The organism is Paraburkholderia phenazinium, from assembly GCF_900141745.1.
In the GTDB taxonomy this organism is placed as follows: Bacteria; Pseudomonadota; Gammaproteobacteria; order Burkholderiales; family Burkholderiaceae; genus Paraburkholderia; species Paraburkholderia phenazinium_B.
In genome coordinates, this window is sequence record NZ_FSRM01000001.1 from 1 (window position 1) to 23162 (window position 23162).

Annotated in this window: 21 protein-coding genes; 15 read left to right on the forward strand and 6 right to left on the reverse strand. The window is 63.5% G+C overall.

Going from position 1 to position 23162, the window contains the following annotated elements:
* A partial coding sequence (locus BUS06_RS00005; RefSeq protein ID WP_143787432.1) for a DEAD/DEAH box helicase occupies positions 1–1336 on the reverse strand: 1336 nt, incomplete at its 3' end.
* A gap of 155 nt (positions 1337–1491) precedes the next feature.
* On the opposite strand from BUS06_RS00005, the gene queA reads away from it, so the two are divergent.
* From queA to secF, 5 genes are all read left to right on the forward strand, one after another.
* Positions 1492–2541, forward strand: a complete 1050-nt coding sequence (queA, locus tag BUS06_RS00010) for a tRNA preQ1(34) S-adenosylmethionine ribosyltransferase-isomerase QueA (protein ID WP_074262419.1) — start codon at positions 1492–1494, stop codon at positions 2539–2541.
* 173 nt (positions 2542–2714) lie between these two features.
* Positions 2715–3950, forward strand: coding sequence for a tRNA guanosine(34) transglycosylase Tgt (gene tgt / locus BUS06_RS00015; protein ID WP_074262420.1), 1236 nt, complete (start codon positions 2715–2717; stop codon positions 3948–3950).
* A gap of 289 nt (positions 3951–4239) precedes the next feature.
* Positions 4240–4563, forward strand: coding sequence for a preprotein translocase subunit YajC (yajC, locus tag BUS06_RS00020; protein WP_074262421.1), 324 nt, complete (start codon positions 4240–4242; stop codon positions 4561–4563).
* A gap of 145 nt (positions 4564–4708) precedes the next feature.
* On the forward strand, positions 4709–6754 hold the full coding sequence (secD, locus tag BUS06_RS00025) for a protein translocase subunit SecD (RefSeq protein WP_074262422.1): 2046 nt from the start codon (positions 4709–4711) through the stop codon (positions 6752–6754).
* A gap of 18 nt (positions 6755–6772) precedes the next feature.
* A complete protein-coding gene (secF, locus tag BUS06_RS00030) occupies positions 6773–7723 on the forward strand; it encodes a protein translocase subunit SecF (RefSeq protein ID WP_074262423.1) in 951 nt (316 codons plus the stop codon).
* Positions 7724–7851: 128 nt separating this feature from the next.
* Here secF and BUS06_RS00035 read toward each other — a convergent pair whose 3' ends face one another.
* Together BUS06_RS00035 and BUS06_RS00040 are read right to left on the reverse strand one after the other, a co-directional pair.
* Positions 7852–8415 (reverse strand): YceI family protein, encoded by a 564-nt coding sequence (locus BUS06_RS00035; protein WP_074262424.1) that lies wholly within the window; start codon positions 8413–8415, stop codon positions 7852–7854.
* Positions 8416–8423: 8 nt separating this feature from the next.
* Complete coding sequence (locus BUS06_RS00040; RefSeq protein ID WP_074262425.1) at positions 8424–8984, reverse strand: cytochrome b; 561 nt, start codon at positions 8982–8984, stop codon at positions 8424–8426.
* Between the two features lie 413 nt (positions 8985–9397).
* Here BUS06_RS00040 and BUS06_RS00045 point away from each other — a divergent pair, with 413 nt between their 5' ends.
* The 8 genes from BUS06_RS00045 (at position 9398) to BUS06_RS00080 (ending at position 18254) form a co-directional block, all read left to right on the forward strand.
* Positions 9398–10105 carry a paraquat-inducible protein A gene (locus BUS06_RS00045; RefSeq protein WP_074262426.1) on the forward strand — a complete coding sequence of 236 codons (708 nt, stop codon included), beginning with the start codon at positions 9398–9400 and terminating at the stop codon, positions 10103–10105.
* A 6-nt stretch (positions 10106–10111) separates the two neighbouring features.
* Positions 10112–10819 carry a paraquat-inducible protein A gene (locus tag BUS06_RS00050; RefSeq protein WP_074262427.1) on the forward strand — a complete coding sequence of 236 codons (708 nt, stop codon included), beginning with the start codon at positions 10112–10114 and terminating at the stop codon, positions 10817–10819.
* A complete protein-coding gene (locus tag BUS06_RS00055) occupies positions 10816–12474 on the forward strand; it encodes a PqiB family protein (protein ID WP_074262428.1) in 1659 nt (552 codons plus the stop codon). Before BUS06_RS00050 ends, BUS06_RS00055 begins: the two co-directional genes overlap by 4 nt.
* Positions 12471–13241, forward strand: coding sequence for a PqiC family protein (locus tag BUS06_RS00060; RefSeq protein WP_074262429.1), 771 nt, complete (start codon positions 12471–12473; stop codon positions 13239–13241). The genes BUS06_RS00055 and BUS06_RS00060 overlap by 4 nt, the downstream gene beginning before the upstream one ends.
* 148 nt (positions 13242–13389) lie before the next feature.
* Positions 13390–15501 (forward strand): site-specific recombinase, encoded by a 2112-nt coding sequence (locus tag BUS06_RS00065; protein WP_074262430.1) that lies wholly within the window; start codon positions 13390–13392, stop codon positions 15499–15501.
* Positions 15502–15572: 71 nt separating this feature from the next.
* A complete protein-coding gene (locus BUS06_RS00070; protein WP_074262431.1) occupies positions 15573–16859 on the forward strand; it encodes a THUMP domain-containing class I SAM-dependent RNA methyltransferase in 1287 nt (428 codons plus the stop codon).
* 140 nt (positions 16860–16999) lie between these two features.
* The gene (locus BUS06_RS00075; protein WP_074262432.1) at positions 17000–17386 is read left to right on the forward strand and encodes a VOC family protein; all 387 of its coding nucleotides are present in this window, start codon (positions 17000–17002) and stop codon (positions 17384–17386) included.
* 181 nt (positions 17387–17567) lie between these two features.
* Positions 17568–18254: a helix-turn-helix transcriptional regulator gene (locus BUS06_RS00080; RefSeq protein WP_074262433.1), complete on the forward strand. Its 687-nt coding sequence runs from the start codon at positions 17568–17570 to the stop codon at positions 18252–18254.
* A gap of 46 nt (positions 18255–18300) precedes the next feature.
* On the opposite strand, the gene BUS06_RS00085 is transcribed toward BUS06_RS00080, so the two are convergent.
* Genes BUS06_RS00085 through BUS06_RS00095 form a run of 3 tightly spaced genes read right to left on the reverse strand, consistent with a single transcriptional unit; the run spans position 18301 to position 21236 of the window.
* Positions 18301–19755, reverse strand: coding sequence for an NAD(P)(+) transhydrogenase (Re/Si-specific) subunit beta (locus tag BUS06_RS00085; RefSeq protein ID WP_074262434.1), 1455 nt, complete (start codon positions 19753–19755; stop codon positions 18301–18303).
* A complete protein-coding gene (locus tag BUS06_RS00090; RefSeq protein ID WP_074262435.1) occupies positions 19752–20081 on the reverse strand; it encodes an NAD(P) transhydrogenase subunit alpha part 2 in 330 nt (109 codons plus the stop codon). The genes BUS06_RS00085 and BUS06_RS00090 overlap by 4 nt, the downstream gene beginning before the upstream one ends.
* Positions 20082–20093: 12 nt before the next feature.
* On the reverse strand, positions 20094–21236 hold the full coding sequence (locus tag BUS06_RS00095) for a Re/Si-specific NAD(P)(+) transhydrogenase subunit alpha (protein WP_074262436.1): 1143 nt from the start codon (positions 21234–21236) through the stop codon (positions 20094–20096).
* Positions 21237–21423: 187 nt separating this feature from the next.
* Here BUS06_RS00095 and BUS06_RS38095 point away from each other — a divergent pair, with 187 nt between their 5' ends.
* Together BUS06_RS38095 and mnmA are read left to right on the forward strand one after the other, a co-directional pair.
* Entirely contained in the window at positions 21424–21972 is a 549-nt protein-coding gene (locus tag BUS06_RS38095; RefSeq protein ID WP_083611322.1) for an NUDIX hydrolase, read from the forward strand.
* A complete protein-coding gene (gene mnmA, locus BUS06_RS00105; protein WP_083611323.1) occupies positions 21969–23114 on the forward strand; it encodes a tRNA 2-thiouridine(34) synthase MnmA in 1146 nt (381 codons plus the stop codon). The genes BUS06_RS38095 and mnmA overlap by 4 nt, the downstream gene beginning before the upstream one ends.
* The last annotated feature ends 48 nt before the right edge of the window (positions 23115–23162 follow it).

A 23162-nucleotide genomic window follows, 5' to 3' on the forward strand; every position in this document is an offset into this window, starting at 1 on the left:
CGTGCGTGCCGATCACCAGTTGCGCGGTGCCGAGCGCCGCGGCCTCGATGGCTGCGCGCTTCTCCCTGGTTTTCAGACTGCCGGCCAGCCACGCGACGCTCACGCCAAGCGGCTCCAGCCAGCCGCGCAGCTTGCGTGCGTGCTGTTCGGCGAGGATTTCGGTCGGCGCCATCAAGGCGGCCTGATAGCCGGCGTCGATGGCCTGCGCGGCGGCAAGCGCGGCGACGACGGTCTTGCCGCTGCCCACGTCGCCCTGCAGCAGACGTTGCATGGGATGTGGCTGCGTCAGATCCAGTGCGATTTCACCGCCCACGCGCTGCTGGGCGCCGGTCAGCGAAAACGGCAGCGCTTTCAGGAGCCGCGCCACCAGTGAGGCTGGATCGTCCGCAGTTCGTCGTGGCATGCCAGGCGCCGCGCGCGTGCGGCGCTCATCGTGCGCGCGCTTCAGGGACATCTGCTGGGCGAGCAGTTCCTCGAACTTGATGCGTACCCATGCCGGATGCGTACCGTCCATCAGGGCGGTTTCGTCCGAGTCGACGCCGGGGTGATGCAGCATGCGCACCGCCTGCATCAGTGGCGGCACGCCAAGCGGGTCCAGATAAGTCCTGGCGACGGCCTCGGGCAGCAATTCCGGTAGTGCCGCGCGCGACAGCGCGTTGTCGATCGCCTTGCGCAGATAGGCCTGGCTGACGCCCGCCGTGCTCGGATACACCGGCGTGAGCGCTTGCGGCAAAGGCGTGTCTTCATCGACGACGCGCACGGCCGGATGCACCATCTCCATGCCGAAGAAACCGCCACGGACGTCGCCACGCACCCGCAGGCGTGCGCCGATCGCCATCTGCTTGACCTGCGAGCCATAGAAATTCAGAAAGCGGAGCACCAGTTCGTCGCCGGTGTCGTCGCGTAGTTTGACCAGCAACTGGCGGCGCGGGCGATAGGCGATTTCGTTATCGAACACCACGCCTTCGGTCTGCGCCATGCCACCCGGCAGCAGGTGCGCGATCGGCGTCAACGAGGTCTCGTCCTCGTAGCGCATGGGCAGATGCAGGACCAGATTGATGTCGCTCGTGAGCCCGAGCTTGGCGAGCTTGTCAGCGGTTTTGGCAAGCGCCGGAGCGGGCTTCTCTGCCGCCTTGGGTGCCTTCGCTCCCTTGGGCGCTTTGGCCTCGCCGGATGCGCTCGTCTCTTTAGGCGCTTTGACCGCCTTCACCGATCTGGCTTCCTGCGACGGCCCAGGGTTGAGCAGTTCGCCCCCCTTGCCACGAGCGGCGGGGCGCTTCGGCTCGACGCTCACTTCGTCGGTAGCGGAGGGCAAACGGCGGTCGGACAAAGGCATGGGTTGCTTCGCAAGTACAATATCGGCTTTCAAAGGTTTCGCGACGCCGCTGCGGCGTCCCGCAATCATAGCCGCAGGCCGCGAGGCTTCGGTGCAAATCCGACCGGCTTCGGCCCAATTCAGTTTCGTTCACGTCCTGCTTCCAGCCAGTCCGCATGTTCACGCTTTCCGATTTCGATTTCGACCTGCCACCCGAACTCATCGCGCAAACGGCGTTGCCAGAGCGCAGCGCGAGCCGTCTGCTTGAAGTGGACGGCTTCGCCACGCCGGCGCGTTTCACCGACCGCCGCTTCGCGGAGCTGCCTGAATGCATCGCGCCAGGCGACCTGCTGGTGTTCAACGATACCAAAGTCCTGAAGGCGCGCTTCCTCGGCCAAAAGGCCAGTGGCGGCAAGATCGAAGTGCTGGTCGAGCGGCTGACCGGCGAGCGCACCGCGCTCGCGCAGGTCCGCGCCAGCAAGAGCCCGGCGCCCGGCACGACGCTGCGTCTGGCGGATGCCTTCGACGTGACCGTCGGCGAGCGCGTTGAGCCGTTCTACACCCTGCACTTTCCCGAAGACTGCCTGACGCTGATCGAACAGTTCGGCCGGCTGCCGCTGCCGCCCTACATCGAGCACGATCCCGACGCGACTGACGAAACCCGTTATCAGACGGTGTTCGCGCAGAATCCGGGAGCGGTGGCTGCGCCGACCGCGGGGCTGCACTTCGATGACGCGCTGCTGGCGCGGCTCGACGAGCGCGGCGTGGAACGCGCGACGCTCACGTTGCACGTCGGCGCCGGCACGTTCCAGCCGGTGCGGGTGGAGAACATCTCCGAGCACAAGATGCACAGCGAGTGGTACCAGTTGCCGCAAACGCTGGTGGACCGGATCGCCGCGACCAAAGCCCGCGGCAACAAGGTGATCGCAGTAGGCACGACGTCGATGCGCGCGCTCGAAGCCGCCGCGCGCGACGCCGAAACCGCCGGCCGACCACTTGCCGCGACTGCCGCCGAAACCGATATTTTCATCACGCCGGGCTACAGGTTTCGCGTGGTCGACCGGCTGGTGACGAACTTCCATTTGCCGAAATCGACGCTGTTGATGCTGGTGTCGGCGTTTGCGGGCATCGAGACGATCCGTTCCGCGTACCGGCATGCCATTGAAGAGCGCTACCGGTTCTTCAGTTACGGCGACGCGATGCTGCTCACGCGCAAAGACGGCTGAGCTGAGCCCCTGTAGTTACGCGTCCGCATGACGATATGCCGTCCGGTAGCGTTGCGCGCGCGCCTCGCTCGGGGTAGTCTGCCGCACCTTGATTTCTTTACCCAGCCGTCGGGGCTAGCCCGGCGGCGTTCATGTCATGCGCCGGACTGTTCTCCGGTGGCACAGGAGTTCTCATGACCGAAGGTCATAACCACGATACCGGCGCCTCGAGCGCCAATTGTCCAAGCTGCGCCAATCACGACGGCAACTCCGCCGAACGTCCCGACAACGGCCTCAAATTCGAGCTGCTCAACACCGATGGCCAGGCGCGCCGCGGCCGCTTGACGCTCAATCACGGCGTGGTCGAAACACCGATCTTCATGCCGGTGGGCACCTACGGCACCGTGAAGGCAGTCCAGCCGCGCGAACTCGAAGAGATGCATGCGCAGATCATCCTCGGCAACACCTTCCACCTGTGGCTGCGGCCGGGACTCGAAACGATCGGCGCGCACGGCGGCCTGCACCGCTTCATGGGCTGGAACCGGCCCATCCTCACTGACTCCGGCGGTTTTCAAGTGTTTTCGCTGGGTGATCTGCGCAAGATTACCGAAGATGGCGTCACGTTCGCCTCACCGATCAACGGCGACAAGCTGTTTCTGTCGCCGGAAGTGTCGATGCAGATCCAGAAGGTGCTGAACTCGGACATCGTCATGCAGTTCGACGAATGCACGCCCTACGCCACCAACAACATCCCGACTTCGCACAAGGACGCCGCCGACTCGATGCGCATGTCGATGCGCTGGGCCCAGCGTTCGATCAACGAATTCAACGGGCTGGGCAATCCGAACGCGCTGTTCGGGATCGTCCAGGGCGGCATGTTCGAGGATCTGCGCGACGAATCGCTGGCGGGTCTCGGAGAGATGGACTTCCATGGCTACGCGATCGGCGGCCTGTCGGTGGGCGAGCCGAAGGAAGACATGATGCGCGTGCTCAACCACATCGGCCCGAAGCTGCCGGCCCACAAGCCGCACTATCTGATGGGCGTAGGCACGCCGGAAGACCTGGTAGCGGGCGTGGCAGCCGGCGTCGACATGTTCGACTGCGTGATGCCGACCCGCAATGCGCGCAACGGCTGGCTCTTCACCCGCTTCGGCGACGTCAAGATCCGCAACGCGACGCACAAGAACTCCCTGCGCCCGCTCGACGAAACCTGCGGCTGCTATACCTGCCGGAATTTCACCCGTGGCTACCTGCACCATCTGCATCGCGTTGGTGAAATTCTTGGCGCGCAGCTCAACACGATCCACAATCTGCACTACTACCTCGAACTGATGAGCGAGATCCGCGAATCAATCGAGACTCAGACGTTCGAGGCGTTCCGCACGCGCTTCCACGAAAACCGGGCACGGGGTGTCGAACAGGCCGCCTAGAGGGTTTCTAAAAAAGCCCCGCTGAAAGATTTCGCTGACGGCGCCCGAACTCAAAAAAGAAGATGCGGACGCAAGCAAGTAACCAAGGAAGGCGCACAATAGCGCCCGCCGACGGATTCCCCCGAAGAAACCGTCGGCGCGAGACCTGAACATTACAATTCCATTTCGCGACGGCCCAAAGAAGCCTTTAACAGCTTGATCGGAAAGCTCATTTGCCGTGCCGTCGTACCAAATGCCGGTGGTAGAATAATCGGCTGATTTTTTTGTTCGTTATAACGGAGAGACCAACGTGTCGTTTTTTTCCAACGCCTTCGCTCAAGGCTCAGGCGGTGCAGAATCAAGCCTGATGAGCTTCCTGCCGCTGATCCTGATGTTTGGCGTGCTGTACTTCATCATGATTCGCCCTCAAATGAAGCGCCAGAAGGAACATCGCAACATGCTCGCCGCTATGGCCAAGGGCGATGAAGTGGTCACGAACGGTGGCATCGTCGGCAAGGTGACCAAGGTTAGCGACGCGTACGTCGGCGTCGAAATCGCCGAAGGCACGGAAATCACCGTGCAAAAAGCATCGGTCACGACGATTCTCCCGAAGGGCACGATCAAGTCGCTGTAAGGCCTGCTCTCTCGCGTCCGGCGCGGCCTCGCGAAACTGAAGCCAGCATGCCTGTCATGCCATCCATGCCAACAGGTACGCTGCGCCTTCCGCGCCCATCGCCGGACGCATCGCTTACGAGCCAACTTTCCCGTTGGACCACTCCATGAATCGTTACCCCCTCTGGAAATATGTCGTGATGGTCGTGGCGCTTGCCATCGGCCTCATCTACACATTGCCCAATTTCTTCGGCGAAGCGCCGGCGGTGCAGGTGCTGAGCGGCAAGGCAACGGTCAAGCTCGATTCGTCGACACTGTCGCAAATCGAAGCCACGCTGGCCGCCAATCAGATCGCCGCTTCCGACGTGACGTACGACAACTCGTCGAGCAACGCGAATATTCGCGTGCGTCTGTCGGATACCGACACGCAGTTGCGCGTGAAGGACCTGCTGTCGAAGACGCTGAACAGCGATCCGAACGATCCGAATTTTGTCGTCGCCCTGAACCTGCAAAGCGCGTCGCCGCGCTGGCTGACTGCCCTGCACGCGTTGCCGATGTACCTCGGCCTCGACCTGCGCGGCGGTGTGCACTTCCTGCTGCAGGTGGACATGGCGGGCGCGCTGAACAAGAAGCTCGACTCGGACGCCTCCGACGCGCGCACGCTGCTGCGTGACAACAACATCCGCGATGGCGGCGTGAATCGCGTCAACCAGACCGTGGTGATCAATTTCGCCGACAAGGACACGGCGGACGCGGCGAGCAAACAGCTTTCGCGCAGCATCAGCGAGCTCCAGTGGGAAACGCAGACGGCGCCTGACGGCAGCTATCAGCTGGTCGGCACGTTTACGCCGGCCGTGCAGAAGACGGTCGAAGACGCGGCGCTCAAGCAGAACATCACGACACTGCATAACCGGGTCAACGAACTTGGCGTGGCCGAACCGGTGATCCAGCAGCAAGGCGCCGACCGCATCGTGGTCGAACTGCCAGGCGTGCAGGACACGGCGAAGGCGAAGGACATCATCGGCCGCACGGCGACGCTCGAAGCGCGTCTCGCCGATCCGAACGACCTGCACCCGAATCCGGGTGACGCCGTGCCGCCGGGCGACGAACTGTTCACCGAAGGCAACCAGGCGCCGGTCATGTTGAGGAAGCAGGTGATCTTCACTGGCGACCGCATCATCGACGCTTCGGCAGGCTTTGACGAACACCAGCGTCCGTCGGTCAACATCCGTCTCGACTCGGCCGGCGGCCGGGCCGTCGCGAGCGTCTCGCGCGACAACATCGGCAAGCCGATGGCGATGGTGCTGTTCGAAAAGGGCAAGGGCCAGGTGTTGACGGTCGCGACGATCCAGTCCGAACTGGGCGACCGCTTCCAGATCACTGGCCAGCCGACCCCGCAAGCTGCCGCCGACCTCGCGCTGCTACTGCGCGCCGGTTCGCTGGCAGCGCCGATGGACATCATCGAAGAACGCACGATCGGCCCGAGCCTCGGCGCCGATAACATCAAGAAGGGCTTCCACTCGGTGATCTGGGGCTTTACGGCCATCGCCGTCTTCATGATTGCGTACTACATGCTGTTCGGCGTGGTCTCGATCATTGGCCTGTCGGTCAACCTGTTGCTGCTGATCGCGGTGCTGTCGATGCTGCAGGCCACCCTGACCTTGCCGGGTATCGCGGCTATCGCGCTGGCGCTCGGTATGGCCATTGACGCGAACGTGCTGATCAACGAGCGCGTGCGTGAAGAGCTGCGTCACGGCGCGCCGGCGCAGCTGGCCATCCAGAACGGTTACGCGCATGCATGGGCGACCATTCTCGACTCGAACGTAACCACGCTGATCGCCGGTCTGGCGCTGCTCGCGTTCGGCTCGGGTCCGGTGCGCGGCTTCGCGATCGTGCACTGTATCGGCATCCTGACGTCGATGTTCTCTGCCGTGTTCTTCTCGCGCGGTCTCGTGAACCTCTGGTACGGCGGCAAGAAGAAGCTGAAGTCGCTGGCCATTGGCCAGGTGTGGAGGCCGGCAGCGGTCGAAGGCGCCGCCGCTGCCGCGTATCTCGGCAGTGAAGATGCCGAAACCGACACAGGACGGGCCATCACCGCAGCAGCCGCCAAGCCGAAGGCCGCGGCCCAGGCTCAGGCCCGCGCCGGCAAGCCGACGGTGCGCCGTCGCAATGCCCCCGGCAACACGCCGCAGAAACCGGGTTCATCCCGCTGAGTCCCGGAGAACAAGACCATGGAATTTTTCCGCATTCGCAAAGATCTACCGCTCATGCAGCGGGCGTTGGTGTTCAACGCGATCTCGCTGCTGACGTTTATTGCTGCCGTGTTCTTCCTGCTGCATCGCGGGCTGCATCTGTCGGTGGAGTTCACCGGCGGTACGGTCATCGAAGTGCAGTATCCGACCACGGTGCCGCTCGAACCGGTGCGCGGCACACTCGCCAAACTCGGCTATCCGGACGCTCAGGTGCAGAACTTCGGCACTTCGCGTGATGTGCTGATCCGTCTGCCGGTCAAGGCCGGCCTCACCTCGGCCCAGCAGAGCGATCAGGTGATGGGCGCATTGAAGGGTGAAGATGCCCAGGTGCAGTTGCAGCGCGTCGAGTTCGTCGGCCCGCAGGTCGGCAAGGAACTGGTCACCAACGGTCTGCTCGCGCTCGCCTGCGTGGTGGCCGGCATCGTGATCTACCTGTCGTTCCGCTTCGAATGGAAGTACGCCGTGGCCGGCGTGATCGCCAACCTGCACGACGTGGTGATCATTCTCGGTTTCTTCGCGTTCTTCCAGTGGGAGTTCTCGCTGTCGGTGCTGGCTGCCGTGCTTGCGGTGCTCGGTTACTCGGTGAACGAGTCGGTGGTTATCTTCGACCGGATTCGCGAAACCTTCCGCCGCGAACGCAAGATGACGGTCATCGAGGTCATCAACCACGCCATTACCAGCACGATGTCGCGGACCATCATCACCCACGGCTGTACGCAGATGATGGTGCTGTCGATGTTCCTGTTCGGCGGTCCAACGCTGCACTACTTCGCTCTGGCGCTGACGGTCGGTATTCTGTTCGGTATCTATTCGTCGGTGTTCGTTGCGGCAGCGCTGGCGATGTGGCTCGGCGTGAAGCGCGACGACCTGATCAAGGAAAAGAAGGAACGTCACGACCCGAGCGACCCGAACGCAGGCGCACAAGTCTGAAGTTCGAGACAGTCGGGAACAAACGCAAAGGCCGGTTCAGTGGAACCGGCCTTTGTTGTTTACCGCCGTCGTTTGGTGCGAGCGTTCTAGTCCGCGTGCCTGCCGGCAATGCTGATGCGCAGTACGCCTTACTTACGCGCTGCGACGATATGAAACCTGATGACGACGTCGTCGGCCACCACCGAGGTGTCCTTCCACTCGCCGGTACCGATATCGAACTGTGAACGCTGGATCGTCAGCGCCCCATCGAACGCCTCGCTCCCGCCCTGCTGCGTGACGGTCACAGGCACGACCATGGTCTGCGATTTACCCTTGATGGTCAGCTTGCCAGTCACCTTGAACTGGTTGCCGCCTGCCGGCGCGATTGCGCTCGAGACAAAGGTCGCCTGCGGGAACGTCTTCGCATCGAACCATTCCTTGCCGCGCACCTGCTCGTTGTAGCTTTCGTCACCCAGATCGTAGCTGCTCACGTCGACGCTGAACTGCGCGCTGCCTTCGGCCGGCTTCGCCGGGTCGAACTTCACGTCCGCACTGAACTTGCCGAACTTGCCTTCCACCGGCACGTTCATCTGTTTTGAGGTCGCGGTGAGCGTGCTCTTCGCGATGTCGACCTGGGCCAGCGCGCTGCCCGCCGCACTGAGGGACGCGGCAGCAAACGCCGCCAACATGTAGCGATAAAACGAAACCTTCATGTCGCTCCTTATTTGAGGAAAGGGATCATGCGCGACAGCAGGCCGTCGCGATCGAGCCACTGATGTTTGAGCGCCGCCGCCACATGCAGCACGAACAGGACGAGCAGCGTGTAGTTGAGCGTGATGTGGATATTTTTCAGCAACACCTTGAGCACGGGATCGGGCGCAATCAGGCGCGGCAGCGGCACGAGCCCCAGATACACCACCGGCACATTGGCCGCGGAGCTGTACAGATAGCCGGAGACCGGAATCGCGATGATCAGCACGTACAGCAGCAGATGCACGAGATGGGCCGCGCCCCGTTGCCACGACGATATCCGGCGCGGCAACGGCGGCGCATCATGGGTGGCGCGCCAAAGGATGCGCAGCACCGAAAGCCCGAACACCGTCACGCCAATCCACTTGTGCCAGGAAAAATAGCGCAGCTTCGTAGGCGTGAAGCCGGGGATATCGGTCATCACCCAACCGAGCGCGAAGCCGCACACAATCAGCAACGCAATCAGCCAGTGAAGCGCGATGGCTGTTCGCGTGTACGAATCGCGGGAGCCGAAGTTAGGTTTGGGTGCCATGAAAGCTCAACGCAAGCTGAAAGGTTAGCGGCGCACGAGGGTGGAGTCCCCCTATGCGAACTGCGCAGAACGCGGCTGCCAGGTGTCGGCAGACAACAGCGAAGCACGCCAAGGCCGCCATGCTACTCCAAGCCGAAAAAGCCGGCTGGCAAGTTCCGCACGGGGCTATGCGGCGTCAAATACAGCTTAACAAGAAGGATTGAACAATTGGGGCCGGAAAATGTCCGACAGCTGTCAGGGTATGCTGCGCGGTGCTGCCGTTTTGCCTGACGGACGTCGCACAAGCAGCCCTGTTACGCACGAGCGAGCGCCTTTGGTACTATTGCTCCAGGCTTTCGCCATTCTTTCGCCAGTCCATACCGTGCAAGCCTTCGATGCACGCTCCCGCTCATGTCGTTTTGCCCTTCTGCCGTATGGAACATGACAACCTGATCGCGTGCCACGAGTGCGATACCCTTTTCACCAAACCGCGTCTGCTCGGCAGCCGGACGGTGGCGCGCTGCCCGCGTTGCGGCGCGACGCTCTATCGCGGCATCTCGCGGCGGCTGGACGCCATCTGCGCCATGACGCTCGCCGCGCTGATCACGTTTCTGATCGCCCAGGGCTATCCGATCGTCGAACTGGACGCCAACGGCATTACCTCGCAAACCACGCTGTTCGGCGCGCTCGTCGCGTTGTGGAACGAGGACATGCAGATCGTCGCGGTCATGGTGTTCTGCGCGACCACGCTGTTTCCGCTCACCGAACTGGTCGCGCTCCTCTACGTGCTGATCCCGATCCGCTCGGGCTTCGTGGCGCCGGGCTTTAACCAGGTGCTGCGGGCCATCCAGTTCGTGCGGCCGTGGGGCATGATCGAAGTGTTCATGCTTGGCGTGCTGATCACCATCGTCAAGATGGTGAGCCTCGCCCGCGTGATCCCCGAGGCCGCGCTGTTCGCCTTCGGAGTGCTGACCTTGATGTTCGCCGTGGTCGTCACGTTCGATCCGCGCACCTTGTGGGATCTCGCCGACGAGCTGAACGCAAGGCGTGCGCGTCCCATGCCGCGCACGGCTGCCGACAGCGCGGCAGCTGCGGTCACGGCGAACGTGGACAGCCAGTCCGCCGCGCCCCATCAGGGATAACGCACGATGAATTACATTACCGCGCGCCGCGCGGGCCTGGTTTCCTGCCACGCGTGCGGCAGCGTGGCACCACGCATCCGCTCGATCACGAAACAGCACTGCGCGCGCTGCGGCGCGGTACTGCACCGGCGCAATCCGGACAGTCTGATGCGCACATGGGCACTACTGATCGCAGCCGCATTGCTGTATATTCCGGCGAATCTGTTGCCGGTGATGCACACCTCCTCGTTGCTTGGCTCGGAAGACGACACGATCATGAGCGGCGTCGTCTACTTCTGGACCTCGGGCGACTGGCCGCTGGCCGTCATTGTGTTTATCGCCAGCATCATGGTGCCGATGCTGAAACTCACGATCCTCGTGCTGCTCTGCATTACGGCTCAGCGCCGCTCACGCTGGCGCCCCACGCAACGCGTGAAGCTGTACCGGATCGTAGAGCGCATCGGCCGCTGGTCGATGCTCGACGTGTTCGTGGTCACGCTGACGGTTGCGCTGGTGCGATTCAAGTCGCTCGCCGTGATCACGGCGGGGCCTGGCGCGATCGCGTTCGGCTCGGTGGTGATTCTGACGATGCTGGCATCGATGCAGTTCGATCCACGGCTCATCTGGGACAACGTGGAAGGCGCGGACAACTCGGAAAATGCAAAGAATGCGAAGCGCGCCCGCCGTGCCAAAGATGCAAAAAGCGGTACCCAACAAACTCAGGACCAAACATGACTAGCCCGCAAGGACCGACGCCCGCTCCCAGCGCGCCGCGCAACGATTCGAACGGACCCACGCTCCCACCCAACCTGCCCGATCCCGAGATCGAGCCGCGCAGCCACTGGTTGCCGTCGCTGGTCTGGGTGATTCCGCTGATCGCCGCACTGATCGGCGTCGCGCTCGTGATCAAGTCCGTGACCGAGAAAGGGCCGCAGATCACTATCAGCTTCAACGATGCCGAAGGGCTCGAGCCGGGCAAGACCCAGGTCAAGTACAAGGACGTCGACGTTGGCCTCGTAAAGGCCATCACGCTCTCGAAAGACCTTTCACACGTGCTGATTCAGGTCCAGTTGACCAAGGAAGCCGAGAACTTTGCCGTCAAGGACAGCCGCTTCTGGGTGGTGCGTCCGCGGGTCGGCGCGAGCGGCGTCTCGGGTCTGAGCACGCTGCTCTCCGGCGCGTACATCGGCGTGGACGCCGGTCATTCGCAGGATACGCAGAAGGACTTCGTCGGCCTTGAAACGCCCCCACCAATTACCGGTGGGCAGAAGGGCCATCAGTTCACGTTGCATGGCGACTCGCTCGGCTCGATCGATATCGGCTCGCCGATCTTCTACCGGCGCGTGCAGGTCGGCCAGGTGGTGGGCTTCTCGCTCGACAAGGACGGCACCGGCGTGACCATGCAGGTGTTCGTTGCCGCGCCGTATGATCAGTACGTCGGGATCAACACGCGCTGGTGGCATGCGAGCGGCGTCGATCTGCGGCTCGACTCGGGCGGCTTCAAGCTGAACACGCAGTCGCTTGCGACCGTGCTGGTCGGTGGCCTGTCGTTCCAGTCGCCACCGGGGCAGCCGGTCGGAGCGCAGGCGCCGAACAACATGACGTTCCGCCTGGGTTCCGACGAAGCGGACGCCATGCGCGAGCCGGACGGCGTGCCGCTGCGGGTGGTGATGACCTTCAACCAGTCGCTGCGCGGGCTGTCTGTGGGGGCGACGGTCGATTTCCGCGGCATCGAGCTCGGTCAGGTGACCAACATCGGCATCGACTACGACCCGAAGACCAACAACTTCACCATGCCGGTGACGATGAACCTGTACCCCGACCGCCTCGGCAAGCGCTTCCGCGAGACGGCGCCGGAGCCGGGTAGCGTGGCCGGTCAGCAGTTGCTGAAGAGTCTGGTGCAACACGGCCTGCGCGGCCAGCTGCGCACGGGCAACCTGATTACCAGCCAGCTGTACGTCGCGCTCGACATCTTCCCGAAGGCGCCGCCGGCTACCGTCGACGTCAATAGCGATCCGCTCGAGCTGCCGACGATTCCGAATACGCTCGACGAGTTGCAGGTGCAAGTGGCCGATATCGCCAAGAAACTCGATCAGGTGCCGTTCGACCAGATCGGCGACAACCTGAACAGCGCGCTAAAGAACGCCGACCAGTTGTTCACGCGCCTGAATACCGAGGTGGTGCCGCAAGCGCGCGACACGCTGGCCGCCGCCAAGCAGACCTTCGGGTCGGCCGAGGCGACGCTGCAGCAGGACTCGCCGCTGCAATCGGACGTCCATCAGGCGCTGCAGGAATTGACCCGCACGCTGCAGTCGTTGAATGCGCTGTCGGACTATCTGGAACGCCATCCGGAATCGCTGTTGCGCGGAAAACCAGGAGATAAACCATGATGTTTGCCCGGCTCCCCCGTTCGCCGCGCGGGCTTGCCCGCGCCACCGCGTGCCTCGGTGCCTGTGCCGGACTGCTGGCGGTAGCGGCATGCTCGTCGTCGCCGCCCAGCCATTTCTACACGCTGGGCGCCAATGGCGCGCCAAGCACCGCGAGCACGATTTCGGCTCCTTCACTGCTGATCGAAGTAGCGCCGGTCGACGTACCGTCCCAGGTCGCGAAGAACCAGCTCGTGGTTCAGACTGGCCCGACCCAGGTGCAGGTGCTCGAGCAGGAACGTTGGGCCTCGTTGCCGGGTGACGAGATTCGCCGCGCGCTGTCGACCGATCTCACGCAGCAACTGGGCACGATCGATGTGTATGGCACGCCGTATCCAGAAGGTACGCCGGTCTATCGCGTCAGTGTGAACGTGCAACGGTTCGAATCGTGGCCGGGTTCGCATGCCTTGATCGATGCCGTGTGGAGCGTGCGCGCGGTGCGCAGCGAAGCCATCATGACGTGCCGCAGCGTCGTCAACGAGCCTGTGACGGGCAGCTATGACGCGCTGGTCGACGGTCATCGGCAGGCCGTGCAGCAGATCTCTATGCAGATCGCCGCCGGCATCAGGGCCTTGGCCGCTGCCGCGCCGCGGATGCCGACGAGTACCGCCGCAAAAGGCGCATCCGGCACGCAAGCGCGCATGACGCCCCCGACGGTGCCGTGCCCGTTGCCCACCGGCCCAAGCGCTGCGCTCGACAGCGCCGGCGCGGACAATCGCACGACCGGCTGACCGGCTCCTGAAGCTCGCGCGGCGAACTCCACCGTCGCCCGCGAGCCTACGCACTATCCCATCCGGCCAGCTTGCGGGGTCCTCTGTATTTAGCGATCCTGAGTGCTTCGGCCCACAAGAGTGCGCCTTGCCACACATCTGACAATCCATGTTTCGCTCTCTCAAAACCTTCGTCAAGAAATGGCGCGCGTCGCGCAACAGCGGCCATCAACTCGATGCGCTGCTGGCGATTGCCGACCAGAACGCGCCGTATGCGGACCGCAGCGAATGGCTGATCGAGGTGGCTCACTGGATTCATCGCGACGGAAGCGTGCAGCCGGTCGTGCCTTCGGTCACGCAGGACCCGACCGAAGACAACGTGCGCCGGGTACGCGAGCATGCGCGTTTGCGCTATCTGCTGCATGTGCTGGATCGCAACCCGGCGTGGAAAGCGAACGTCGCGGGGATTCTGCGCGCGCTGCTGCGCGAAAGCGACGGCATCTCGCTACTGTGCGATGCCGGCATGCCGGTGCACTCGGCATTTTTCGGCGCCCTGTTCGAGCGCTTCGAGTCGTCGCTGATCCCGCCAGCACCGAACCGCCGTGACCTGACAGCGATCTTCACGTTGATGTTCACGTCAGCGCGCGATGCCGAATGGATTGCCGCGCTACCTACCGACCTGCTCACGCGTATCCGCGAGCTTTTCATCTATGGGCAGGAGGCGAGCGATCAGCGAGAGGCGGCGCCGTTCTCGCTCGATCTGCTAGCGGCGCTGCACAACCTGACCTGCCAGATCAGCTCCACCGGGCTGTCGCAAACGGTGCGCAGCCGTCTGGGCGACGCCGACGTGCGCGTCGCCATGGAAAAGCAGCCGTTCTACCGGCTCACACGAGCCATGCTGGCGGTCGAGGCCGCCCATCAGGCGCCTGAAGGCGGCGCAGAGCCGGGCAAATTGCTGCACGAGGTCAACTATCTGCGTGTGCTGCTCGACGACTGCCGTATCGCCACCGATAACGTCTTTACCCACCTGTACCGCAACGGCGTGAGCGTCGACATCGTGTTTCAGGTCGAGCGCATGCGTATGCGCATCCAGCGCGCAGAACATCTGCTGGACGCCTGGATGGCGTCCGACGACCTGCACGCCGGCTCGCGCCTCGTCGCCGAACTGGTCAATGCAAATCACGCGAGTCAGAGCGTCGCCCATCTGATGCGCAGCAATTTCTCGTTGCTGGCGCGCAAGGTGGTCGAATATAGCGCGGATACCGGCGAGCATTACATTGCCCGCGATCGCGCCGAATATCTGAAGATGCTGCGCATGGCGGCAGGCGGCGGCCTCGTCACCGTGGTGACGGTGTGCGTCAAGTTTGCGATCACCGGCTTGCATCTGCATGCAATGCTGGAAGGCTTGCTGGCCGGCATCAACTATGCGGCGAGCTTCCTGCTGATGCACTTCCTGCATTTCTCGCTCGCCACCAAGCAGCCGGCCATGACAGCGCCGACCATCGCCCGCGAACTCGACGGAGCAGGTACACCTGAAGGGGTAGACAGTTTCGTCACCTCGGTAGTCGCGCTGATCCGCACCCAGGCTGCCGCCGTGCTCGGCAACGTGATGCTGGTGTTTCCCGTGTCGCTGGGCGTGCAGTTGCTGTGGCACGCCGTCTTCAATACGAACATCATCTCGCCGGAAAAGGCCCACGCCACGCTGCATTCGTTCTCGCTGCTCGGACCGACGCCGCTCTATGCGGCGCTGACGGGCGTGCTGCTGTGGTCGTCGAGCCTGCTCGCGGGCTGGGCCGACAACTGGTTCGTGCTGCACCGGGTCGCGGACGCGCTGACCTACAACCGCCGCCTGCGGATGACGCTTGGCGTCGCTGGCGCCGCCCGGCTGGCGAGGTTCTGCCGCTCCAACGTCGCCGGCGTGGCGGGCAATATCACCTTGGGCCTGATGCTTGGTCTCGTGCCTGCCATCCTCACCGCCTTCGCTTTCACCTTCGAAGTCCGGCACGTCACCTTGAGTTCGGGTTCGATCGGCGTCGCACTCGGTGTGCTCGGCAAGGGCGCGCTGGACCTGCCGGAGTTCTGGTGGGCCATCGCCGGCACGTTCAGCATGGCAATCCTGAACGTGGCCGTCAGTTTTGCGCTCGCGTTTCATATGGCCGTGCGTTCGCGCGATCTGCGGCGCAACTATGTGCGCTCGTTGCGCGGCGCGATCTGGCGCCGGGTGTTCCACCGGCCGCTGGATCTGGTGTGGCCGGTCAGCGCATCACGCGAAGGGCATTGAACGCCAGCGCGCGGGAAGCACACCCCGACCGCGTACAATAGCGCCTTATTCAACGCCTCCCGGCAACTTCAATGTCCTTCGATTTTTTCATCCCCTGCCCTCGCGGCCTCGAAGCCGCGCTCGCGGCCGAACTCGCCGAAATCGCCTCGCGCCACCTGAACGGAGCACCGTTCACTGCGGGCGCGCAGGTGCCGGGCGGCGTGCATTTCCGCGGCGGCTGGGCGGCCGGTATGGCGGCCAATCTGCATTCGCGCATCGCGAGCCGTGTGCTGCTGAAGATCGCGCATCGTCCGTATCGCAGCGAGCAGGACATCTACGACCTCGCGCTCGAGCAGCGCTGGGAACAGTGGTTTTCCGCCCAGGAGACGCTGCGCGTCGACGTCACGGCCATCAAATCGCCGCTGCGTAGCCTCGAATTCACCACGCTGCGCGTCAAGGATGCGATCTGCGACCGCCTGCGCGACGTGAGCGGCGCGCGTCCGAACATCGACACCAGCGCGCCCGACGTGCGCGTGTTTGCGTTTCTCACCGCGACCGATTGCACCTTGTATCTCGATACCTCCGGCGAGCCGCTTTTCAAGCGCGGCTGGCGGCTCGATAAAGGTGCGGCGCCGTTGCGCGAAAATCTCGCGGCGGGCATCTTGCGCCTGACTGGCTGGACCGCCGGCACACCGCTGTACGACCCGATGTGCGGCAGCGGCACGTTCCTCGCGGAAGCTGCGCAAGTGGCGCTGAATATCGCGCCGGGCGCGGAGCGGCGCTTCGGCTTCGAGAATCTCAAGCAGTACGACGCGAAAGCGTGGCAGGCGTTGAAAGCCGCGGCACTGGATGCGAAGCACGCCGCCCGCACGTCGCGCACCGATCTGCAGATCTTCGGCAGCGACATTTCCGGTGACATGCTGGTCAAGGCGCGCGCCAACTTCGAGCGCGCCGGTCTGTCGTCGGTCTCGCTCAAGCAGGTCGACGCACGCGGCATGACCCCGCCGTCGTCGGAGCCGGGCATTCTGGTGGCCAATCCGCCGTACGGCGAGCGGATCGAAGTGCGTGGCCGCAACGCGCGTGGCGAACTTCGTGAGACGGGCCGTGAAAGCCGCGATGACGACAGCTTTCGCCGTGCTCAGGAAGAAGCACCGGACAGCGAATTCTTCAAGTCGCTCGGCGACGCGCTCAAGCAGCGTTTCACCGGATGGCACGCGTTCATTCTGACGTCGGATCGTAAGCTGCCGGGACAACTGAGGTTGCGCGAATCGACCAAGACGCCGCTTTTCAACGGCGCGCTTGAATGCAGGCTGTTTCGCTTCGATCTGATCGCGGGCAGCGTCAGGCAACGTCCGGCGAGCGACACGCCGGCGGCTTAAGCCGGCAAGTCAACGCCGGGAAGAATTTCGCAGCCAGCCAATCGCTACTGACAGAACGCTGTCAGTAGCCCCGCCGCACACTCCTGATCACGCCATCCGGCGCATCACATGGGCCTTCGGGTCATGCCAAGGAGAGTGTCATGTCAGCAGCCGCATCCCACGTCATTTCCTGGTTCGAAATTCCGGTCACCGATTTCGAGCGCGCCGCACGTTTCTACGAGACTACGCTCGGCACGACACTGCGGCGTGAAAATTTCGGCGGCGAGCCGATCGGCATTTTTCAGTACACCGAGCCGTCCACCGGCGGCTGTATCATCCAGAGCCCCAACGCCAGGCCTTCCGGCGATGGCGTCGTCGTTTACCTGAACGCGCAGCCGAACGTCGACACCGTGCTGGGCCGCGTCGAGAAGGCCGGCGGGAAGGTGCAAGGGCCGGTCATCGATCTGCCGCAGGATATCGGTTATATCGGCTTCTTTACCGATACCGAAGGTAACCGCATCGGGCTGCATTCGCCGAAGAACGGTTGACCGATTGGCCCGCGCAGGGGTGACGGCCACGCAGCACCGCATGAGCGTCACGCGGCGCTATGATCTCGGGAATGCCCGTTTGCGGGCCGCGGTTCGCAACCCCCGTGACGCGGGCCACTCCGTTTCGGGTGAAGCGATCGCAACACCCCCGCCCCTACTACAACACGACAAGACGCCCACGATGACGCGCCGCGCCGACCGCCTGTTCCAGATCGCCGAACTGCTCCGCGGCCGGCGTCTGACTACCGCGCAACAGCTCGCGGACTGGCTGCATATCTCGCCGCGCACGGTCTACCGGGACGTGCGCGATCTGCAACTCTCAGGCGTGCCGATCGAAGGGGAAGCGGGAATCGGCTACCGCCTGAACCGCTCGGCGAGCTTGCCGCCGCTCACCTTCACCGTCGACGAACTCGCTGCGCTCGCCGCCGGCGCACGCATGCTCGAAACATGGGGTGGTGCGAGCTTCGCCAAGGGCGCCCGCGGCGCGCTGGCGAAGATCGCCTCGACCATGCCCGCTGACAAGCGCGCGACGCTCGACCGGCTGCCGATCTTTGCGCCTTCGTTTCACATCAAGGGTGAATTCGCGGAGAAGGTCGATGCGCTGCATCTGGCCATCGACCGCAACCGGATCGTGAGTTTTGCGTATCGCGATCGCAAAGGCGCGCAAACCGAGCGGCGCGTCTGGCCGCTCGGGCTCTTTTATTGGGGTGCGCGCTGGACCATCGGCGCGTGGTGTGAGTTGCGCGGAGACTTCCGCAATTTCGACGTCGAAGAGATTCGCGAACTGCAGGTAGTCGAGCCGTTCCCCGATATGGAGGGCAGACGGCTCGCGGATTTTCTGAGGCACGTCGAGGTGAAACAGCGCTAACTGCAGCGACAGCGTTCAAGGCCGCATACCGTTGCGGCCCCAACCCTCACTCCACCGACTTCACCATATCCTCGATCACCTTCTTCGCATCGCCGAAGACCATCATGGTCTTGTCCATGTAGAACAGATCGTTGTCGAGACCCGCATAACCGGCCGCCATCGAACGCTTGTTGACGATCACCGTGCGCGCCTTGTACGCCTCGATAATCGGCATGCCCGCAATCGGCGACTTCGGATCGTTCTTCGCCGCCGGATTCACCACGTCGTTCGCGCCGAGCACCAGCACCACGTCCACTTGGCCGAACTCGCTGTTGATGTCATCCATCTCGTAGACCATGTCGTAGGAGACTTCGGCTTCAGCGAGCAGCACGTTCATGTGCCCCGGCATGCGGCCCGCCACCGGGTGGATCGCGTACCGCACATCAATGCCCTTTTCGGTCAGCTTGTCCGTAAGTTCTTTCAGCGCATGCTGCGCCCGTGCCACCGCCAGACCATACCCCGGCACGATCACCACGGTTTCAGCGTTGCCCAGCATGAACGACGCATCCTCGGCCGAACCCGACTTGACCGGCCGCTGTTCCTGGGCTCCGCCCGCAGCCGCCGCGCCCGCCTCCGCGCCAAAGCCGCCCAGCAGCACATTGAAGAACGAGCGGTTCATCGCGTGACACATGATGTACGACAGGATCGCACCGGACGACCCCACCAGCGAGCCTGCGATGATCAGCATCGGGTTATTCAGCGAGAACCCGATGCCCGCCGCCGCCCAGCCCGAATACGAGTTGAGCATCGACACGACCACCGGCATATCCGCGCCGCCGATCGGGATGATGATCAGCACGCCCAGCGCGAACGCGATCAGCGTCATGATGATGAACGGCAGCCACGCTTGCGTCAGAAAGAAGATCACGCCGAAGCCGATCATGCCGATCGCCAGCATCAGGTTGATCAGATGCTGACCCGGATACACCACCGGCGCGCCCTGAAACAGGCGGAACTTGTACTTGCCCGAGAGCTTGCCGAACGCGATCACTGAACCGGAGAACGTGATCGCCCCGACGAAGGTGCCGATAAAGAGCTCAATCCGGTTGCCGTACGGCAGAAACCCCGGGATCGGATTGTCCGGATCGACGAGGCCGAACGCCGATGGCTCCGAGACGACCGCATAGGCAATGCACACGGCAGCGAGACCGATCAGCGAGTGCATGGCGGCGACCAGTTCGGGCATCTTGGTCATCTCGACGCGCGCGGCGACGAACGCTCCGATCGCGCCGCCTACCACCAGCGCCGCGAACAGCAGTCCGAGGCCCAGCCCGAGATTCGAGCCGAGTCCGGCCGCCTGCTTGAGGATCAACGCGATGGTGGTGAGGATCGCGATCGCCATCCCGGCCATACCGAACGTATTGCCGATGCGCGCGGTCTTCGGATTCGAGAGCCCTTTGAGCGCCTGAATGAAGCAGACCGAAGCAACCAGATAAAGCAGCGTGACGACGTTCAGACTCATTGCGCCTTCTCCTTTGCCGCTGCGGGGAGCTTCTTCGGCTCTTTCTTCTTGAACATCTCCAGCATTCGCCTGGTGACGAGGAAGCCGCCGAACACGTTGACCGCTGCCAGCCCGACCGCCAGGGTCCCGAAGAACTTGCCTGTGCCGCCCACCGTCAGGCCGGCCGCAAGCATCGCGCCCACAATGACGATCGCGGAAATCGCGTTGGTCACGGCCATCAGCGGCGTATGCAGTGCCGGGGTGACGTTCCAGACCACGTGGTAGCCCACGTAGATCGCCAGGATGAAGATGATCAGGTTGATGACCGTATGGTTGATGACTTCCATCGCCGGCTCCAGTTATGCCTTGCGCGTGACTTCGCCGTCACGGGCCAGCAGCGTGGCCGCGACGATGTCGTCCGCGAGATCGATGTTGAGTGCGCCTTCCTTGTTGATGATCAGCTTCAGGAAGTCGAGCAGGTTGCGTGCGTAGAGCGAGGAGGCGTCGGCGGCCACCATCGAGGCCAGGTTCGTGAAGCCGACGATCTGCACGCCGTTTCTGGTCACGATCTTGTCCGCCACGGTGAGCGGACAGTTGCCGCCGCGCTGGCCTTCGTACTCGGGGCCACGGCCGGCGGCCAGATCGATCAGCACGGAACCGGGTTTCATGGCCTGCACGGTTTCGACCGAGATCAGCGTCGGTGCAGGACGGCCGGGGATCAGCGCGGTCGTGATGACGATATCGGCCTGTTTGGCGCGTTCGTGGACCAGAGCGCTCTGGCGTTGGAGCCAGCTCGGCGGCATAGGGCGAGCATAACCGCCTACGCCCTGTGCGGCCTCGCGCTCCTCGTCGGTCTCATACGGCACGTCGAGAAACTTGGCGCCGAGCGATTCGATCTGCTCTTTCACCGCCGGACGCACGTCCGAGGCTTCGATCACCGCACCTAGGCGCTTGGCAGTCGCGATCGCCTGCAGACCCGCCACGCCGGCGCCGAGAATCAGCACACGCGCCGCTTTCACCGTGCCTGCGGCGGTCATCAGCATCGGCATGAAGCGGGGGTAGAGATCGGCGGCGAGCAGCACGGCCTTGTAGCCGGCAATGTTGGCTTGCGACGACAGCACGTCGAGGCTCTGCGCACGGGTCGTGCGCGGCGCGGCTTCCAGCGCGAATGCCGTTACACCAGCCGTTGCGAGCTTCGCCGCGTTGTCGGCATTGAAAGGATCGAGCATGCCCACCAGCACCGAGCCGCGTTTCAGATGCGGCAGCTCGGCTTCGGTTGGCGATTGGACCTTGAGGACGAGATCGGCGCCGAAGGCGGTGGCTGCATCGACGATCTCCGCGCCCACCGCGCTGAAAGCCTCGTCAGGAAAGCTGGCGCCAGTCCCGGCGCCGCTCTGGATCGTGACCCGGTGGCCCTGCGATACGTATTTCTTGACCGTCTCGGGGGTGGCGGCAACGCGTGTTTCATGCGCTCGCGTCTCGGCTGGCACTCCGATGTGCATCGTTGAATCCTCCTCGGCCTTCCTGTTGTTACGACAGAGCTGCCGACGAGGCACGCCGGCTTGAACTTGCAACGGCAACGACGCCACTGTAACCGAAACCGGGGGGTTCCCCGAAATCAGGGACAATCCGGGGGGCAGCCGACCGCTTCCGGGCAGCCAGCCGTCATAGACGGTAAAATACCGCCCCATGAATCCGGAAACCTGGGCTGCGCACGTCACCGTGGCCGCCATCGTCGAGCGCGACGGACGCTTCCTCCTCGTCGAGGAACATACGGACGACGGGCTGCGTCTGAACCAGCCCGCCGGCCATCTGGAGGCGGGCGAAACGCTCGTCGAAGCGGCCGTGCGCGAAACGCTCGAAGAATCCGCGCATCCGTTCACGCCCGAGGCCCTGGTAGGCGTCTATATGGCGCATTTCGGACGGCCCGCCGCTGCAGGCGCAGCGCAGGATGCGGGCGGTGGAAATACGGACGGCAGCGCGACTGGCGCCACTTATCTGCGCTTCACCTATTGCGGCAGTGCCGGGGCAGCCGATCCCAACCGCGCGCTCGATCCCGATATCGTCCGCACGCTGTGGATGAGCGCCGACGAGTTGCGCGCGTGCCCCGAGCGGCATCGCACCCCGCTCGTGATGCGCTGTATCGACGATTACCTCGCAGGCCGGCGTTTCCCGCTCGACTTCGTGCATACGCATTCGGTCGGGCCCACCCGATCAAGCAAGTCAGGCAACCCATGAGCAAGCAGAAAGTCGTAGTAGGCATGTCGGGCGGCGTCGATTCGTCGGTCACCGCATGGCTGCTCAAAGAGCAAGGTTACGACGTCGTCGGTCTTTTCATGAAGAACTGGGAAGACGATGACGACGGCGAATACTGCTCGACCCGGCAGGACTGGATCGACGTCGTTTCGGTGGCCGATCTGATTGGCATCGACGTCGAGGCGGTCAACTTCGCCGCCGAATACAAGGACCGCGTGTTCGCCGAATTCCTGCGCGAATACTCGGCCGGCCGCACGCCGAATCCGGACGTGCTGTGCAACGCCGAGATCAAGTTCAAGGCTTTCCTCGATCACGCCATGACGCTTGGCGCCGAGACCATTGCGACTGGCCACTACGCCCGCGTGCGCGAAGTCGAAGGCCGCTTTGAACTGCTAAAGGCGTTCGACCACACGAAAGATCAGTCGTACTTCCTGCATCGCCTGAATCAGGCGCAGTTGTCGAAGACGATGTTTCCGCTCGGCGAAATCCCCAAGACGAAGGTGCGTGAGATCGCCGAGCAGATCGGTCTGCCGAATGCGAAGAAGAAGGATTCGACCGGCATCTGCTTCATTGGCGAGCGGCCATTCCGCGATTTTCTGAACCGCTATCTGCCGACCAAACCAGGGCCCATGAAGACCACCGACGGCAAGGTGGTTGGCGAGCATATCGGCCTCGCGTTCTACACCTTCGGCCAGCGCAAGGGTATCGGTCTGGGCGGCAGCAAGGAAGGCAGCGGCGAGCCGTGGTTCGTGGCGGGCAAGGATATTCCGTCGAACACGCTCTACGTCGCACAGGGCCACGATCATTCGTGGCTGCTGAGCCATTCTCTGAGTGCCGGCAATACCAGTTGGGTGGCGGGCCATCCGCCGACCGAAGACTTCGCGTGCGGCGCGAAAACGCGCTACCGCCAGGCCGATGCCCCCTGCACATTCAGCACGACGGGCGAGGCAGACGGCCACTTCGCGCTGCATTTCGAGGACGCGCAGTGGGCTGTCACACCAGGGCAATCGGCTGTGCTCTACGATGGCGAAATCTGTCTTGGCGGTGGCATCATCGAACACGCAGCAACTGCACAGCCGGCCGTGCGGCAACCTCAAAGCGCTGCACTGCTGACCGCGCGGTAAGGGGCGCGCTCAGCGGCGCAGCAAGATAACAATCAGCGGTCAACCGCT

Excerpts from the sequence above, each read along its gene's own strand:
- BUS06_RS00080 (WP_074262433.1), top strand. The coding sequence starts at position 17,568 with ATGACGCGCCGCGCCGACCGCCTGTTCCAGATCGCCGAACTGCTCCGC.
- BUS06_RS00085 (WP_074262434.1), bottom strand. The coding sequence starts at position 19,755 with ATGAGTCTGAACGTCGTCACGCTGCTTTATCTGGTTGCTTCGGTCTGC.
- BUS06_RS00060 (WP_074262429.1), top strand. The coding sequence starts at position 12,471 with ATGATGTTTGCCCGGCTCCCCCGTTCGCCGCGCGGGCTTGCCCGCGCC.
- BUS06_RS00070 (WP_074262431.1), top strand. The coding sequence starts at position 15,573 with ATGTCCTTCGATTTTTTCATCCCCTGCCCTCGCGGCCTCGAAGCCGCG.
- BUS06_RS00065 (WP_074262430.1), top strand. The coding sequence starts at position 13,390 with ATGTTTCGCTCTCTCAAAACCTTCGTCAAGAAATGGCGCGCGTCGCGC.
- BUS06_RS00095 (WP_074262436.1), bottom strand. The coding sequence starts at position 21,236 with ATGCACATCGGAGTGCCAGCCGAGACGCGAGCGCATGAAACACGCGTT.
- mnmA (WP_083611323.1), top strand. The coding sequence starts at position 21,969 with ATGAGCAAGCAGAAAGTCGTAGTAGGCATGTCGGGCGGCGTCGATTCG.
- secD (WP_074262422.1), top strand. The coding sequence starts at position 4,709 with ATGAATCGTTACCCCCTCTGGAAATATGTCGTGATGGTCGTGGCGCTT.
- BUS06_RS00090 (WP_074262435.1), bottom strand. The coding sequence starts at position 20,081 with ATGGAAGTCATCAACCATACGGTCATCAACCTGATCATCTTCATCCTG.
- secF (WP_074262423.1), top strand. The coding sequence starts at position 6,773 with ATGGAATTTTTCCGCATTCGCAAAGATCTACCGCTCATGCAGCGGGCG.
- BUS06_RS00035 (WP_074262424.1), bottom strand. The coding sequence starts at position 8,415 with ATGAAGGTTTCGTTTTATCGCTACATGTTGGCGGCGTTTGCTGCCGCG.
- BUS06_RS00075 (WP_074262432.1), top strand. The coding sequence starts at position 17,000 with ATGTCAGCAGCCGCATCCCACGTCATTTCCTGGTTCGAAATTCCGGTC.
- queA (WP_074262419.1), top strand. The coding sequence starts at position 1,492 with ATGTTCACGCTTTCCGATTTCGATTTCGACCTGCCACCCGAACTCATC.
- BUS06_RS38095 (WP_083611322.1), top strand. The coding sequence starts at position 21,424 with ATGAATCCGGAAACCTGGGCTGCGCACGTCACCGTGGCCGCCATCGTC.
- BUS06_RS00045 (WP_074262426.1), top strand. The coding sequence starts at position 9,398 with ATGGAACATGACAACCTGATCGCGTGCCACGAGTGCGATACCCTTTTC.
- tgt (WP_074262420.1), top strand. The coding sequence starts at position 2,715 with ATGACCGAAGGTCATAACCACGATACCGGCGCCTCGAGCGCCAATTGT.
- BUS06_RS00040 (WP_074262425.1), bottom strand. The coding sequence starts at position 8,984 with ATGGCACCCAAACCTAACTTCGGCTCCCGCGATTCGTACACGCGAACA.
- BUS06_RS00055 (WP_074262428.1), top strand. The coding sequence starts at position 10,816 with ATGACTAGCCCGCAAGGACCGACGCCCGCTCCCAGCGCGCCGCGCAAC.
- BUS06_RS00050 (WP_074262427.1), top strand. The coding sequence starts at position 10,112 with ATGAATTACATTACCGCGCGCCGCGCGGGCCTGGTTTCCTGCCACGCG.